Raw genomic sequence first — 16,047 nt, forward strand, 5'->3', positions numbered from 1 at the left:
CAGGGGAATGGTTGAGAAAAAAGAAGGGAGAATCGGAGCTTTGAAAAAAATGATCAAAACCGTTATCAAATGGGCGCCGGTCATTTACCCGGTTGTTCGAAAAATCATGAAGGACCGCAAGGCGTCTAAACAAAAGAACATGTCCGCATCCCGAACAGCCGGCTGATCCCGGCTGTTTTTTTATGGGTCTGTTTTCCCTCTTGTCCTCCCGATGTTCATTGACTTGCATTTCTCCCCATTATAGAATTTATATACATTTCGCTTTCCCTTCACCACATCCTTTCTGCCTACTTATGTAATTCCTGCATCTATCTTGATAGGAGGTTTTTCTCATGCTGCATGGGCGACTTCGTGAAATTCTGCGCTTATTGATGGCGGCTGAAGTTCCGGTGACAAGCTCGGTATTTGCCGCACATTTACATGTGACGACGCGGACGGTCCGCAATGATATAAAGGAACTCCAAGATGTGATAAGCGGCCATGGCGCTTTGGTTCAATCGGTAAGAGGCTCGGGATACAAGCTGCGCATTCATGACGAGCAGACCTTTAGAACGCTGCTGCAAGACGTGTTTCAGCAGAAAAAGGGGCTGCCGGTATTTCCCGAGGAGAGGATTACATATCTCATGAAACGGCTGCTGCTGGCGGATCATTATCTCAAGCTGGATGAGCTGGCCGAAGAACTTTTTATCTCAAAATCTACACTCCAAACCGATTTAAAGGAAGTGAAGAAACGGCTGCTTCCTTACCGCATTGTCATGGAAACACGCCCGAATTACGGCTTCAAGCTGCGCGGAGACGAGGTGCAGATGAGGTACTGTATGGCGGAGTACATTGTTGATGAAAGAGAAACAGAAATTGATTTTCTGAATGAAAAGGCTGATATTTTGCCAAAGGAAGAAATTGAGATCATCCATTCTGTGATTATGAGAAAGATTAAAAACGACCGGATTCCTCTGTCTAACCTTGGATTGAATAACCTCATCATTCATATCGCCATCGCCTGTAAGCGGATCAGAACGGAACACTATGTTTCTCTTTTCCCGGAAGATATGGATCACATTCTGCATCAAAAAGAATACCAGGCTGCTGAAGCAATTGTGAAAGAACTGGAATCAGCCCTTAGCGTCACGTTTCCGGAAAATGAAACGGCTTATATCGCCATGCATCTTCTCGGCACGAAACGAATGACACAGCCGCAGTGCGGAGAAGGCGAATTTTCAATCGATGAAGAAACAGATCGGCTGACTGCCGCCATGATCGAAGCGGTCGACCGAGAATTAAAGCTCGGCATCCTGCATGATCAAGAGCTGAAAATTGGGTTGGCACTGCATGTAAAACCCGCGGTCACCCGCAACCGGTATGGCATGAATCTGAGAAATCCGATGCTGGCAGCGATCAAAGAAAATTATCCTCTCGCCTTTGAGGCCGGAATCATCGCCGGAATCGTCATAAAAGAAAAAACGGGCATCGATATTCATGAAAATGAAGTCGGTTATTTAGCGCTGCACTTCGGCGCCGCAATTGAACGGAAGAAAACAGAAAGCCCGCCGAAGCGCTGCATCATCGTTTGTGCGTCAGGTGCGGGAAGCGCCCAGCTTCTGAGGGAAAAACTTCGCTCCCACTTCGGCAAACGGATCGATATTCTGGGCACGGCTGAATATTACAGTCTTGACCAGTTGTCTTATGAATCGATTGATTTTGTGGTCAGCACCATTCCGATCAAAAAAGAACTCCCTGTGCCTGTACTAAAGGTAAACACCATCTTAGGCGGAACCGATTTTACAAAAATAGAATCCATCCTGAATGATGAGAAAGAAAAAGCTGTCAGCTATCTCAAAAAGGATCTCGTTTTTTTCCAGAAGGATCTGCGTTCGAAAGAAGAAGTGATTCAATTTTTAGGTCAGAAAGCAGTGGACGGCGGCTATGCGAATAAGGAAATAATAGATTCTATATTTGATAGAGAAGAGATGTCGCCAACGTGCTTCGGCAACCTCGTGGCCATTCCGCACCCGCTCGTCCCGCAGACGCAAACGACATTTTGGGCCGTCTGTACGCTCAAAAAGCCGATAGACTGGGAGAATAAACGGGTTCAATTTGTTTGCCTGCTTTGTGTCGAAAAGGAAAACAAAGCGGATTTGCAAAGCATGTATAAACTGCTCGGCAGTATTTTGGATGATCCGGCAGCGGTAAGCCAGCTGTTAAAAAGCCGCACGTACCAAGAGCTCTCCGATGTGTTTGACAAAAAACGATAAACTGACAGCCTGGATATACCTTTTTTCCGTTTCCTGCGGAAAAACTTTGAGTGTTTATGAAAGCGATTTCATAATATGATGTTATCAACAGCAGGACATACAAATTCTATCAAACTCTTAGGGGGTCTTTTACATGAATATATTACTCGTTTGTGCAGCAGGCATGTCAACAAGCTTACTCGTCAGCAAGATGGAAAAAAGCGCGCAGGAACAAGGAAAAGACTATACCATTTGGGCAGTATCAGGTGATTCTGTACAAAATCATATCGATAAAGCGGATGTATTGCTCCTCGGCCCGCAAGTCCGTTACATGCTTCCTCAGCTGAAAAAACTAGGAGAATCAAAGGGTGTTCCGGTAGACGTCATTAACACAGTCCATTATGGGACGTGCAACGGAGCGGAAGTGCTGAAATCGGCTGAACAGCTTGGAAACGCGTCATAGAGAGGGGCGGGCTATGTGAATAAAGTCAATCAGTTGTTAGAAGAGAAGGTCATGCCTATAGCGGGAAGAATTGCGGGGCAGCGTCATTTGCAGGCGCTCCGTGACGGTATCATTTTAACAATGCCGCTTATTATCATCGGCTCCTTTTTCCTCATCATCGGCAACCTCCCGATTCCCGGATATGCCGATTTTATGGCAAAAACGTTCGGCAGCGCCTGGTCTGAGAAGCTCGCTTACCCGGTTGATGCCACCTTTGAAATTATGGGGCTTGTCGCCGCATTCGGCATCGCCTACAGGCTGGCGGAGAAATATGGGGTCGATGCCTTGTCAGCTGGTGCCATCTCCCTTGCGGCTTTCCTCTTAGCGACACCGTATCAAGTGCCGTTTACGCCGGATGGCACGACGAAAGAGATAATGGTCAGCGGCGGTATTCCGCTTTCGCTGATGGGAAGTAAAGGCCTGTTTGTCGCCATGATTATCGCGATGGTGTCAACAGAGATTTACCGTCTCATTATCCAGCGCAATATGGTTTTTAAAATGCCGGATGGTGTTCCGCCGGCGGTCAGCAAGTCATTTGTCGCTTTAATCCCCGGCTTTGCCGTCATCTTCCTGATTTGGGCAGCACGACTGATTGTTGAAGCAACGCCATTTGAAAGCCTTCATAATATTGTAAGCGTTTTACTGGGGACACCGCTCTCCATTCTTGGCGGAAGCCTCGGGGGCAGCCTTATCGCAGAAGCCGTCAAAATGCTTTTATGGGCCTGCGGTCTTCACGGCGCCAACATTGTCGGCGGCGTTATGGCACCGATTTGGTACGGCGCCATGGATGCCAACCGGATCGCGTTCCAAGCCGGTGAGGAGCTGCCTAAGATTTTCACCCAGCAATTTTTCGATATCTGGATCAATATCGGCGGAAGCGGTGCCACTCTTGCACTGGTTGTCACGATGTTCCTTCGCGCCCGAAGCAAACAAATGAAGCAGCTCGGAAAGCTTGCGATCGGCCCGGCGGTCTTCAATATTAACGAACCGATCATTTTCGGAATGCCGATCGTCATGAACCCGATGCTCTTGATTCCGTTTATCGTCACGCCGCTTATCACACTGACACTCACATACATCGGAATGAGCACCGGACTTGTCGCCAAACCTGCGGGTATCGCAGTCCCGTGGACCATGCCGCCGATCTTTTCAGGCTACTTGGCGACAGGAGGCAAAGTATCAGGCGCGGTCATGCAAGCCATTAATATCGCCGTTTCCTTTGTTGTCTACTACCCGTTCTTCAGAATGTGGGATAAACAGAAGCTGAAAGAAGAAAACGAATTAGAACTCGTTCAAACGCCTGCTGTTTCAGACGACAAAGAGGCGGCTTTGTAAAGAAAGGAGTGAGTCGCGTGAATGAGAAAATGGAGCAAATTATTTTTCAAATCATTCTTTACGGAGGAAACGGAAGGAGCTCCGCAATGGAAGCGATCGCCGCCGCGAAAAACGGCGACAGCGAAGAGGCGCGGAGTAAGCTTCAAGAAGCTGCGGATGAATTATCAAAAGCCCATCATTATCAGACAGAACTGATCCAAAGTGAAGCGGGCGGAGAAAAAACAGAAATGACACTGCTGATGGTCCACGCACAGGATCATTTAATGAATGCCATGACAGTCAAGGATTTGGCGGCTGAATTCATTGAGCTATATGAAAAAATCACCGTGCAAGGGGGAGCAAGCATATGACAAAAGGATTGAAAATTGTAACGATTGGCGGAGGCTCAAGCTATACACCGGAGCTTGTGGAAGGTTTAATCAAACGGTACAAGGAGCTGCCTGTACGTGAATTATGGCTCGTTGATATTCCTGAAGGCGAGGAAAAATTGAACATTGTCGGCACGCTTGCCAAGCGGATGGTTGAAAAAGCCGGTGTCCCAATCGACATTCACCTCACTTTGGACAGGAGGGAAGCGCTGAAAGATGCAGACTTTGTGACGACTCAATTCCGGGTCGGACTGCTCCAGGCGAGAGCCAAGGATGAGCGCATTCCATTAAAATATGGCGTCATCGGCCAGGAAACAAACGGCCCGGGAGGACTCTTTAAAGGATTGCGCACCATTCCGGTCATCCTAGAGATTGCGAAGGACATCGAGGGGCTTTGTCCGAACGCATGGCTCGTCAATTTCACAAATCCGGCAGGTATGGTGACGGAGGCCTTGCTTCGCTACTCCAACCTGAAGAAAGTCGTCGGTCTCTGCAATGTCCCGATCGGCATCAAAATGGGCGTAGCGAAAGCGCTCGATGTAGATGTTGACCGGGTAGAGGTTCAATTTGCCGGATTGAATCATATGGTGTTCGGAATGGACGTCTTCTTAGACGGCGTCAGCGTGAAGGATAAAGTTATTGAAGCGATGGGTGACCCGAAAAACGCAATGACAATGAAAAACATCTCCGGCGCTGAGTGGGAGCCAGAATTCTTAAAAGCACTCGACATGATCCCTTGCGGCTACCACCGCTACTATTTCAAAACAAAAGAAATGTTCGAGCACGAGCTTGAAGCATCACAAACGGAAGGCACCCGTGCTGAAGTAGTGCAAAAGGTAGAGCAAGAGCTGTTCGAGCTTTATAAAGATCCAAATTTGGCGATCAAGCCGCCGCAGCTTGAAAAACGCGGAGGTGCTTACTACAGCGATGCAGCGTGCAACCTCATCAGCTCCATTTACAATGATAAACACGACATTCAGCCGGTGAACACGGTCAATAACGGTGCGATTGCAAGCATTCCAGATGATTCCGCTGTTGAAGTAAACTGCGTGATGACGAAAAACGGCCCTAAGCCAATCGCCGTAGGCGATCTGCCAGTATCTGTCCGCGGTCTCGTCCAGCAAATCAAATCATTTGAGCGTGTCGCGGCGGAAGCGGCTGTCACAGGCGACTACCAAACAGCGCTGCTTGCCATGACGATTAATCCTCTCGTACCATCCGACACAGTGGCCAAACAGATCTTAGACGAAATGCTGGAGGCGCACAAAGCACATCTGCCGCAGTTCTTTAACAAAATTGAAGCATAAAAAAACCGGCCCGTTTTGGGCTGGTTTTTTGTTTATTTGCTTTCAGTGAGCGTTGCGACTTCAGTCGTCCATCCAAATTCATCAGGAACTGTACCCTTTTGAATGCCTGTGATCGTGTCATACAGCTTTTTAGAGATTTCTCCCGTTTCACCGTTGTTGATCATCAGTGTTTCGTCATTCCAGATCAGTTCGCCGACTGGAGAAATAACAGCAGCCGTACCCGTTCCGAAGGCTTCTTCAAGAACGCCGTCTTTATGGGCTTGGATGACTTCATCAACGGCGATTCTCCGTTCTGATACCGGAAGCCCCCAATGCTTAAGCAAAGTAATGACGGAATTGCGCGTGATGCCCTCCAGAATGCTGCCGTTCAGCATCGGTGTCACAATTTCACCGTTGATTTTAAAGAAGATGTTCATGCTGCCGACTTCTTCGATGTATTTTTTCTCAATGCCGTCCAGCCAGAGAACCTGAGAAAATCCTTTCTCTTCTGCTACCTGCTGCGCTTTTAAGCTTGAAGCGTAGTTTCCTGCGGTTTTCGCATCTCCCGTTCCGCCTTTTACCGCACGGACAAATTCACTTTCCACAGCAATTTTGACAGGCTTAATGCCTTCTTTGTAATATGAGCCGACCGGAGAAAGGATGATAAAGAGCTTATACGTATGAGATGCCGCGACACCAAGGAAAGGTTCGGTTGCGATAATGAATGGACGGATGTAAAGGGACGTGCCCTCCGCATTCGGAATCCAGTCTTTATCAATAGCGATCAGCTGTTTTAAACCCTCAAGAACCTGTTCTTCATCAATTTGCGGAATACAGATGCGGTCATTTGATTTATTCAGGCGCTCCATATTTTTTTCCGGTCTGAAAAGCAGAACATGGTCATCCTCTGTGACGTAAGCCTTTAAGCCTTCAAACACCGTTTGGCCATAGTGATATACCATTGCGGCCGGGTCCATTGAAACGGCTTGATAAGGAATGATTCTCGGATCGTACCAGCCTTTATCAGATGCGTAGTCCATTACAAACATGTGGTCTGTAAACACTCTTCCGAAAGAAAGCTGATGTGGATCTGGTTTCGGTTTTTTGGCTGATGTTAATTCAACTCGAATCGTTTGTTTAGTCATGGTCAATCTCCCTGTTGTTAAATTGTTTATATTATCAAACTTATTTGAAAATATTTTATATTCTATTGTATACCTTCACCAAATAATCGCAATAGGTTTGCTCAAATTTGTAAAAAATTTATAAGAAAAAGCAGGAGAAATTAATTCTCCTGCGCATTCATTTGTTCAAATACTCTGTCGTAATCGGCACGGACCGCATTCCGCAGACCTTCGACACGTTCATTTGTAATCTCTTGTTTGCCTTCTTTTAAGCCGTCTAAGAAATATTGAACATATTCTTCAGGTGTAATGCCGCGGTACGTCAGACCTTGCTTATCGCGTGATTTTTGATTTAATCCCGTGTCAACCATAGGCGGCGCCATCTCGATCACTTCAACGCTTGTATCACGAAGCTGGTATCTGAGCGTGATTGAGAAGGAGTGGAGCGCCGCTTTTGTTGCACAGTACACCGGATAAACAGCTAACGGGTTAAACGCGAGCCCGGACGTTACCTGAACAATTGCCGCTTCCGGCTGATTCATCAAGTGAGGCGTAAAAAGAGCTGATAAATGGACAGGCGCTTGGATATTCAGCTCTATTTCATCCCCGTCCACAAAGAGTTCCTCAGGCCCTTTTTTAAAGTCAATTTCCTTTTGAATGCCCGCATTGTTAACGAGAACGTTCAGCTTTGGAAATTCCTTCTGGGCCCATTCAAACAATGCCTCACGCTCCGCGCGGTCTGCGACATCGCATTGTTTTGTATGGAGGGCTGGGAGCTGTTTTTTCGCTTCTGCAAGACGCGTTTCGCTGCGTCCGCAAATGATCACTTCATTCCCGAGCTCAAGCAGCCGTTTGGCCAGTTCAAGCCCGATGCCTGCTGAACCGCCTGTGATCAAAACCGTATTGCCTGTCATCTTCATTGATGTAACACCTCTTATCAAGCTGGCTGTGATTCCTTTACTATTTCAAATCTTAGCAGGAAATATGCAGCCGCGTCCTAATAGATGCTCACGATGAAGTAACCTTTCCGGTTTTATAGAATTCATCAATTGCCTTGTCCACATACACCCAGCCTTTCCAGCCGATGTGGATGGTATCTTTCATAAAATAAGGGTCATATTCATGACCTGAAAAATCAGCGACTTGGAAGCCCTTCGCTTTAATCTGTTTATTGACCTTTTCATAATAGTCAGTGCGCCCTTTTTTCGGGAAGCCTGTGTAGTCATACCATTTTCCGTTAACAGGGATGGTGACAAACATAGGCTCTGCGCCCGCGTCTTTCAGGATATTAAGCATCAGCTCAAAATCGCCGTATTCCGGTGACTTCGCATACGATCTGCCTTTGTTTTTCCCTTTCAGCTTAGGCACTTTCGGCTTCAGCTTTTTATAAACAGGATTGTCGATGTGAAAATCGTTAGACCCGGAGTGGCGTTTGCCTGATTCATCGGCCAGTTTATTTAATTCAGACCATGACTTATCCTTCACGGATTGTGAGATATACCGCTTTGGTCCCGTGGTTTCCGTCGCTGAATAATAAAGGTCTTTCTTTTCTAGCATCTTGTAATATACTTTTGCCGCCGGCTTCAGCGCGTTCACTTTCCATGTCTGGCCATTCACCATCGCCTTATAAAGCTCGGAAAGTACAGCATCGTTTTGAACAGCTTTGAAGCGCAGCATACGCTTCATCATTTTCTTTTTGACGTCAGGGTCGATCTGCTCGTTAAAAGCCAAATCCAGCCCTTGAAGCGCGGAATAGTTCGGCGCAAAATGCTGTTCATCAGACCCGCGCTTAATAAACCACTGCGGAGAAACGATGAAAACAATTTTTTTGCCCTTCAGCTGATCCATATGGGCAGCGAAGTTTAAGGAATGTATCAATGACTGGGACCCGCCTTTGCCGACAAGGTAAGGCGTAAATCCCTCATTGTTTACTTTAAAATAATTAGATGGGTGGAACTCGTCCAGCCGGGAAAGCTCAGAAGACCCGTAAATCGGAAGATATGTCGGATCTTTGAGCATTTGATCTTGTAAATATAGCCCTTGAAACATACTCGGATTCAAGGCTGTTGCTGATTCTTTCACCCGCTTATCGGTGATGAAGCCTGTCAGCCATGAAGATGGAACTGCGATGGCGCCTGCGAATAAAATAAACGCCAAAATAATTGGACCGAAAAAACGCTTTTTCATTATTTCAACTCAGACAGCTGGTTTACAATGTGATTAGGCGTATTCCATACATCCCGGTCGAATTCAGTGATAGGCACCAGAATATCAAAACGGTTTTCAATCGCAAGCAGCAATTCTACTGTTCCAAAAGAATCAAGCAAACCTTCTTCAAAAATTTCAATATCAGGGTTTTCCTTTACGATGTCATCCTGGCAAACCTCTGCTAAAACGTCTAATACCTCTTGTTTAAAATCCATAGTTTTCTAATCTCCTTTAATGATGGTGATGAAATAGCTTTCCTGAGAAAATATAAAACCCAAAGCACACAAAATGGAACGTGATCACAATAGCGAGAATCGTTGTCCAGCGGTTGGACGGGAGCCATTTATATTTCTTATTCCACTTCTCGAAAAAGTTGTAACACGTTATCAGGACGGCGTGATAGAGGCCGTAGATGATATATTGCGGCGCAAGGCCGTGCCAAACCCCCATCAGCATAAACAGCAGGAAATACCCGATGTTTGAGACGGCCATACGGTTTTTGATCCACTTTTTCTTTGTCATCCAAAATACAAATCTCATAAATACATAGTCTCTGAACCAAAATGACAGAGACATATGCCAGCGGTTCCAGAAATCTTTAATATTTTTGCTGATAAACGGTTTATTAAAGTTTTCCGGCGATTTAATCCCCATAATATAGCTGACCCCGACGGCAAACATCGTGTAGCCGGCAAAATCAAAGAATAAATACATGCTGTAGCCGTACATGTACAGCAGATTCCCGAGGATCTTATTGTGCGTGATCGCGGGAAGGTTCATGATGAAATACGTGTTGATCGCATAGCCGATAATGAACTTGTAAAGGAATCCAATGAAAATCTTGTGAATTCCCGTATAAAGCAGATCGGCATATTCCTCTTTTGTCCAAGCCTTCTGCTCATCCTTGACGAATCTGCGGTACCTGTCAATCGGGCCGGAAGAAATCGTCGGGAAAAACAGGATGAAATACAGCAGGCGGTGAAGCGGAAGCTGTTCCTTCAGCAGCCCGTCTCTCGCTTCCATAATCAGCTGAACGCCTTTAAAGGTTAAATACGAAATCCCTAAAAAGCTGATCAGGTTATGCGGCGGATGATGCGGCTGCGGATGAGAAAGAAACGGCCATATTTTTGACAAGAATAAAGGCAGAATAGACGCGATAACAGCCGAGCAAAAGACAAAGCCGCTGTTCGCTTTCTGCCGGTACGCCAGGTAGCCGCTGATCAGGAGCACCTGCCATATGGTAAACAGACACAGGGCGATGACGCCGTGTAAGTCATGCGAGAAAATCAGAGCCAATATAAGAATGGATATAAACATGTTGTATGCCTGGAATCTTTTCCCGTTCAAGCCGAGAATGATGGTCGGCAGAAGAAGAATGCCAAGCAATATAAAGAATAAAAACGAGCTGTAAGGCGTCATACAAGAACCTCTTCGCGGATGCGTTTCCGGTCAATTTTGCCGTTAGCCGTCATTTGAATATGATCCTGATAAATGAACTTTCTCGGAATCATATAAGCCGGCAGGGAAGCGGCAAGCTCTTTTTTAATCGCACTCGTCAGCTGGAACTCCTTCTGGAATTCGTGCTCCTCAGGCACAATTGCAGCTATCAGATATTCGACAGTTCCGTTTGGCTGATACGGAATCACAACAGCTGAGCGCACGTACTGAGACTGTCTCACATGAAACTCAATTTCCTCCAGCTCCATTCGGTACCCGTGAAGTTTAATCTGGAAATCCAAGCGGCCTTGGCAGAAAATCTGACCATCTTGTGTATAACCAGCATCGCCAGTTCGGTATGCCCATTGGCCTTCATAAGAGAAGAATGCTTTATCTGTCAGCTCAGGCTCACCGAGATAGCCGCGGCTTACACTCGGGCCTGCAATGACGATTTCGCCTTTTTCTCCATCCGGGAGCTGATTCCCCTGTTCATCCATAATCAAAATGTTCATATCCGGTTTGGCGAAGCCGACTGGCAGAGATTCATGCCGGCTGATGATGTCACTTGTAATTTCAACGGACGTAACAGCGACTGTCGCCTCAGTCGGACCGTACGTATTAAAGATTCTCGCTTTCGGGAAACGCTCAAGCAGCGCTTCGGCTACAGAAACCGGGAGAACCTCTCCGCAAAACATAAATGTGTCCGCCTCAGGAAGCAGATCTTGTGAAAATCCAGGGTCCATCAGGCACATTTGCACAAAGGATGGCGTCGATGTCCATATATTCAGCCCGGACTTTTTGAGCTCTTCGAATAAGATCTTCGGCTTATTCACGGCGTCCTTTGTCACACAGTGTAAAGTACCGCCTGACTGAAGGCACGGATAAAGATCCATGACGGATAAATCAAATGAAAACGGCGCTTGGTTTAAAAACGTTTTTCCTCCGTTGATCGGGAAGTCCGCGCAAATCCAGTCTGTGAAGCTTTGAAGGTTCGCGGCAGAAATCTGCACGCCTTTCGGATTGCCCGTGCTTCCGGAAGTGTAAATGATATAATACGTTTCGTGTCCCGTCACCCATTGATCACGGCTGACAGTGCCTTCGTTTTCCAGCAGTTCTTCCGCTGAAACTGTCTGAATCAGCCCGCTGTCAATATCAACAGGAAGACCAGATACATGAATCAGCAATTCAGCGCCCGAGCTTTCAATAATTTTCGCAATCCGCTCGGACGGAATGGACAAGTCAACCGGGATATAAGGGTGTCCCGCCTTGACGCTTCCTAAAAAGGAGACAATCATATGCGGTTCCATATGTCCGTACACCAGAACAGGAGAACCCTTTTCTCCAGAAACGCGTTTTTTGATCGCGGCAGCCGCACGGTCAGACAGCGCCCAAAGTTCCTGATATGTGAGCGACTGGCCTTGAGAGCGGAAGGCTTCGGTTTGCGGATAAGTTTCCGCATGTGTTTGAATAGCATCTAAAAGTTTCATTGTTATTCTCTCTCCAATTAGAAATCGTTATAAATATAAGAACCGGTATTCGCGGTGTGAAAACCATACATAAAAAACAAAACAAGCAGTATCAACAAATAAAAGCCTGTATGACATGTCCACTTGACAGCGGGTTTTTCATACAGCTGTTTCATCAATTGCAGCATATCTAAATTCCCTTCCCGTTTTTTCGATAATTACATGAGTATATGACGAGCGGATGCGCAAAAAGTTTCATATTTTCCCTAATCTCCCTCAAATTTATATATCGGCTTCTGCCTTCAGAAGTGAATTTTTATCTCAGAAAGAGAGTATGAATGAAGCTTCTCTGACTGATTCATTATAAAGGAAAGATCAAATGTAATGAAGAGAACTTTTTAACTTTTAAAAAGCGTAAATGATTTAAAAAAATTTTTCCGCTCCTGTTTGTAAAGGCGCAGGCAGAACTCTAATGAAATCAGGGCAGAAAGCGTATAATAAGAAGGAAAACGCCCGCTTAAGGTATCTTGTGAAATGGTGGAGAAGTCATTATGATAGATAAGGAAGCAAAACGCAAGTTTCATCAAGTGGCCGGCTGAAAAAAAGTAAGCCTTTTAATAGAAAGGAAGAGGAAGATGAACCAAACAAATAAGGGTGAGGGTCAGACAGCGCCGGAAAAAGAAAGTATGGGGCAGATCCTTTGGCAATTAACGCGTCCGCATACATTAACGGCGTCGTTTGTTCCTGTGCTTCTCGGAACAGTTTTGGCGATGTTTTATGTGAAGGTTGATTTGCTGCTGTTTCTGGCTATGCTGTTTTCTTGCTTATGGATCCAGATCGCGACGAACTTATTCAATGAATACTACGATTTTAAACGCGGGTTAGATACAGCTGAATCTGTCGGAATCGGCGGCGCAATTGTCAGACATGGTATGAAGCCCAAAACGATTCTGCAATTAGCGCTCGCTTCATACGGCATTGCCATTTTACTCGGTGTTTATATTTGCATGAGCAGCAGCTGGTGGCTGGCTGTCATCGGCCTCGTCGGAATGGCGATCGGCTACCTGTATACAGGCGGGCCTCTGCCGATTGCATATACACCGTTCGGTGAATTATTCTCAGGCATTTGCATGGGTTCGGTGTTTGTGCTGATTTCGTTTTTTATTCAGACAGACATGATCAATAAGCAGAGCATTTTCATTTCGATTCCGATTGCGATTCTTGTCGGCGCGATCAACCTGTCGAACAATATTCGTGATATCGAAGAGGATAAAAAAGGCGGACGCAAAACATTGGCGATCCTGATGGGGCATAAAGGAGCCGTCACTCTGCTGGCTGCATCGTTTGCTGTCGCTTATATTTGGGTTGTCGGCTTGGTTATTACCGGAGCTGCAAGCCCATGGCTGTTTGTCGTCTTTTTGAGCGTTCCTAAGCCGGTTCAGGCGGTGAAAGGCTTCGTCAAAAAAGAATTGCCGATGAATATGATTGTGGCGATGAAATCCACAGCCCAAACCAATACATTTTTCGGATTCCTGCTGTCGATTGGATTATTGATCAGCTATTTCCGGTAAGAAAGAAGACCGCTTTTTCGAGCGGTCTTTTTTTGTTACATTCGACAGGATTTTGTAAAAAAATTCATAGAACCTAGCAGCAGGCAGGCACGTCTAGTACATGGACAGCGGATAAAGATCCGTTAAAGGAGATGACGAAAATGGATTTATCTGTAACACATATGGACGATTTAAAAACCGTCATGGAAGACTGGAAAAACGAACTGTTAGTTTATAAATTTGCGCTAGATGCACTTGATACAAAGTTTTCGATTATCAGTCAGGAATATAATTTAATTCACGGCCACAATCCGATTGAGCATACAAAATCACGTGTGAAAAGCTTTGAAAGCATCGTAAATAAACTCATGAGAAAGGGCTGCGAGATTACGACACAGGAAATGAAGGAAAATATCCACGATATTGCCGGTGTGCGTATCATTTGTTCCTTTATTTCTGATATTTATAATGTCGTGAACGTCCTGAAGCAGCATGAGGATTTGCGGATCGTAAAGGTAAAGGATTATATTCAGAATCCGAAACCGAACGGCTATCGGAGCCTGCATTTGATTATTGAAATGCCTGTGAACTTAACGAACAGAGTGGAATACGTCAAAGCAGAAATTCAAATCCGCACCATCGCCATGGATTTCTGGGCGAGCTTGGAGCATAAAATCTACTATAAACTGAACAACGACGTCCCTAAACATTTAACCGATGAACTGAAGGAAGCGGCGGAGATCGCCCACTATTTAGATGAAAAAATGCTGGGGATTAAGAAAGAAGTGGATTAATAAACGTTATATTTTACAAAAGCGAAGCCTGATTAGGTTTCGCTTTTTTGCTTTGATAGTACTTTCTATACCAGTATAAACTCACTTCTGTTTCTATGATTGCACCTGCTTTATCATGCATGAAGAAAGGAGGCAAACATGAAACATTCCATTTCATTATCAAGAGGTTTGATCTTTCTGATTACGGTGACTAGCGGGTTTACTGTCGCTAATGTCTATATCAATCAAACATTGCTTGTCAGCATGGCAGGCACGTTTCATGTGACAGCGGCACAAGCTGGGATGATTGCTACATTGGCGCAAATCGGCTATGCGGCTGGAAATCTGCTGCTAGTTCCATTGGGAGATCTATTTGAACGCCGCCGCTTCATTGTGAGCCTGCTGTTCTTAGTGGGGGTTTGCTCAGCCGCTTCAGCGTTAGCTGTAAGCTTTTCATGGCTGGTCATCACAAATTTATTGCTGGGGTTCTTCACGATTATTCCTCAAATCCTTGTGCCATTTGCAGCAGGTTTAGCAAATGACAAGAACAGGGGAAAAGTACTCGGGAACGTAGCCATCGGATTGGTTTGCGGAATATTAGGTGCAAGAGTGGTCAGCGGGGCGATAGATGCGCAATATGGCTGGCGTGTGATGTATTGGATTGCCTGTGCAGCAGCCGTCATCATTATGATTATCATTCGCTTCTGCTTTCCGAAAAGCAAAGGGACACATGCCGTTGATTATGGAAAACTCATTTCTTCATTATTTCCGCTTTTGATCAAGGAGAAAGCATTAAGAAAAGCGTGTGTAAACCAAGGCTTCATGTTCGGCGCCTTCAGTTTATTTTGGACGACGTTAGTGTTTATGGTGAGTGAACCGCCATTCTCGTTTGGCAGCCAGACTGCCGGAACAATCGGTTTGGTGGGGATTGGAGGAGCTTTTGCGACTCCTCTGATCGGCTGGATTATTGATCAAAAAGGAGCGGCTTTTGCCAACAAGCTTTGTATGTCTTTTACCTTATTGTCATTTGTATTGTTAATGGCGGGCTGGACCTCAATGATTGTGATTGTGCTGGTCGCTTTATTCATCACTATGGGTATTCAGGCGAATCAGGTGGCATGTCAGGCGGAGATTTTCCAATTGTCCGCTGATATGAGAAGCAGATTGAATGGCATCTTTATGGTCAGTACGTTTTTAGGCGGCGCCTTGGGGTCGTATGCAGGCGGTGCAGTCTGGATGCTGTTTCATTGGAACGGCATTTGTATTTTGGGGATGATCATGATTGGTATTGCCTTCAGTTCAAGGATTACCATAAATCGAGCTGCGAAACAAAGCGGTATCGGAAGGGAGATAGAAGCTGGTGGAAACAAGTGAACATTATAAAAAAGGGCTAGATATTCTGAAGCAAATAGATGAGGAGAACTACGAAGAGATCGTAGACAGTTTTAAACAATCCATCGTTCCGGACCTTGGTGTGCTCGCCGTGGAGTTTAATTACGGACAGATTTTTTCAAGACCGGGCCTTGATCTGAAATCCAGATTATTAGCAACGGTTGCCGGATTGACTGCATTGGGCAATACGCAGCAGTTAAAATTCTATATTAACGGAGCCCTGAATGTTGGATGGACACAAGAAGAACTCACAGAAGTGATGATGCAGATGATTATTTACTCAGGATTTCCGAATGCGCTGAATACCATTTTGCCTGTGGCTGCGGAAGTATTTGCAGAACGAAACAAATAATATAAAAATTTTCTCCTTTTTTA

At 45.6% G+C, this 16,047-nt stretch carries 17 protein-coding genes; 10 read left to right on the forward strand and 7 right to left on the reverse strand.

Going from position 1 to position 16,047, the window contains the following annotated elements; all coding sequences use genetic code 11:
- Positions 1-7: 7 nt before the first annotated feature.
- The 6 genes from DIC78_RS11605 to licH all read left to right on the forward strand — a co-directional run bounded on the left by DIC78_RS11605 (position 8) and on the right by licH (position 5,743).
- Positions 8-166, forward strand: coding sequence for a hypothetical protein (locus DIC78_RS11605; RefSeq protein ID WP_044159993.1), 159 nt, complete (start codon positions 8-10; stop codon positions 164-166).
- A 166-nt stretch (positions 167-332) separates the two neighbouring features.
- Positions 333-2,252 carry a transcriptional regulator LicR gene (gene licR, locus DIC78_RS11610; protein WP_101859757.1) on the forward strand — a complete coding sequence of 640 codons (1,920 nt, stop codon included), beginning with the start codon at positions 333-335 and terminating at the stop codon, positions 2,250-2,252.
- A 133-nt stretch (positions 2,253-2,385) separates the two neighbouring features.
- Positions 2,386-2,694 (forward strand): PTS lichenan transporter subunit IIB, encoded by a 309-nt coding sequence (licB, locus tag DIC78_RS11615; RefSeq protein WP_024123336.1) that lies wholly within the window; start codon positions 2,386-2,388, stop codon positions 2,692-2,694.
- 15 nt (positions 2,695-2,709) lie between these two features.
- The gene (licC, locus tag DIC78_RS11620) at positions 2,710-4,068 is read left to right on the forward strand and encodes a PTS lichenan transporter subunit IIC (protein ID WP_127696341.1); all 1,359 of its coding nucleotides are present in this window, start codon (positions 2,710-2,712) and stop codon (positions 4,066-4,068) included.
- A gap of 17 nt (positions 4,069-4,085) precedes the next feature.
- Positions 4,086-4,418 (forward strand): PTS lichenan transporter subunit IIA, encoded by a 333-nt coding sequence (gene licA / locus DIC78_RS11625; RefSeq protein WP_106019785.1) that lies wholly within the window; start codon positions 4,086-4,088, stop codon positions 4,416-4,418.
- Positions 4,415-5,743, forward strand: coding sequence for a 6-phospho-beta-glucosidase LicH (gene licH, locus DIC78_RS11630; RefSeq protein ID WP_127696342.1), 1,329 nt, complete (start codon positions 4,415-4,417; stop codon positions 5,741-5,743). Before licA ends, licH begins: the two co-directional genes overlap by 4 nt.
- Before the next feature lie 32 nt (positions 5,744-5,775).
- Here licH and DIC78_RS11635 read toward each other — a convergent pair whose 3' ends face one another.
- From DIC78_RS11635 to DIC78_RS11665, 7 genes are all read right to left on the reverse strand, one after another.
- Complete coding sequence (locus DIC78_RS11635; protein ID WP_095712711.1) at positions 5,776-6,867, reverse strand: branched-chain amino acid aminotransferase; 1,092 nt, start codon at positions 6,865-6,867, stop codon at positions 5,776-5,778.
- Between the two features lie 140 nt (positions 6,868-7,007).
- On the reverse strand, positions 7,008-7,766 hold the full coding sequence (locus DIC78_RS11640; protein WP_106019783.1) for an SDR family oxidoreductase: 759 nt from the start codon (positions 7,764-7,766) through the stop codon (positions 7,008-7,010).
- Between the two features lie 88 nt (positions 7,767-7,854).
- A complete protein-coding gene (gene dltD, locus DIC78_RS11645) occupies positions 7,855-9,033 on the reverse strand; it encodes a D-alanyl-lipoteichoic acid biosynthesis protein DltD (protein ID WP_127696343.1) in 1,179 nt (392 codons plus the stop codon).
- Positions 9,033-9,269, reverse strand: coding sequence for a D-alanine--poly(phosphoribitol) ligase subunit 2 (gene dltC, locus DIC78_RS11650; RefSeq protein ID WP_024123329.1), 237 nt, complete (start codon positions 9,267-9,269; stop codon positions 9,033-9,035). The genes dltD and dltC overlap by 1 nt, the downstream gene beginning before the upstream one ends.
- Before the next feature lie 16 nt (positions 9,270-9,285).
- Positions 9,286-10,473, reverse strand: coding sequence for a D-alanyl-lipoteichoic acid biosynthesis protein DltB (gene dltB / locus DIC78_RS11655; RefSeq protein WP_127696344.1), 1,188 nt, complete (start codon positions 10,471-10,473; stop codon positions 9,286-9,288).
- Positions 10,470-11,978 (reverse strand): D-alanine--poly(phosphoribitol) ligase subunit DltA, encoded by a 1,509-nt coding sequence (gene dltA / locus DIC78_RS11660; RefSeq protein ID WP_106019781.1) that lies wholly within the window; start codon positions 11,976-11,978, stop codon positions 10,470-10,472. The genes dltB and dltA overlap by 4 nt, the downstream gene beginning before the upstream one ends.
- 17 nt (positions 11,979-11,995) lie before the next feature.
- Positions 11,996-12,145 (reverse strand): teichoic acid D-Ala incorporation-associated protein DltX, encoded by a 150-nt coding sequence (locus DIC78_RS11665; RefSeq protein ID WP_010332387.1) that lies wholly within the window; start codon positions 12,143-12,145, stop codon positions 11,996-11,998.
- 447 nt (positions 12,146-12,592) lie between these two features.
- Between DIC78_RS11665 and DIC78_RS11670 the strand changes: the two genes are divergently transcribed.
- The 4 genes from DIC78_RS11670 (at position 12,593) to DIC78_RS11685 (ending at position 16,024) form a co-directional block, all read left to right on the forward strand.
- Positions 12,593-13,528 (forward strand): 1,4-dihydroxy-2-naphthoate polyprenyltransferase, encoded by a 936-nt coding sequence (locus tag DIC78_RS11670; RefSeq protein ID WP_059292251.1) that lies wholly within the window; start codon positions 12,593-12,595, stop codon positions 13,526-13,528.
- Between the two features lie 140 nt (positions 13,529-13,668).
- Positions 13,669-14,301, forward strand: coding sequence for a GTP pyrophosphokinase YwaC (gene ywaC, locus DIC78_RS11675; protein ID WP_059292252.1), 633 nt, complete (start codon positions 13,669-13,671; stop codon positions 14,299-14,301).
- Positions 14,302-14,439: 138 nt separating this feature from the next.
- Entirely contained in the window at positions 14,440-15,654 is a 1,215-nt protein-coding gene (locus DIC78_RS11680) for an MFS transporter (RefSeq protein WP_127696345.1), read from the forward strand.
- Complete coding sequence (locus DIC78_RS11685) at positions 15,641-16,024, forward strand: carboxymuconolactone decarboxylase family protein (protein ID WP_038954313.1); 384 nt, start codon at positions 15,641-15,643, stop codon at positions 16,022-16,024. The genes DIC78_RS11680 and DIC78_RS11685 overlap by 14 nt, the downstream gene beginning before the upstream one ends.
- The last annotated feature ends 23 nt before the right edge of the window (positions 16,025-16,047 follow it).

This window comes from Bacillus halotolerans (assembly GCF_004006435.1).
Taxonomy (GTDB): domain Bacteria; phylum Bacillota; class Bacilli; order Bacillales; family Bacillaceae; genus Bacillus; species Bacillus halotolerans.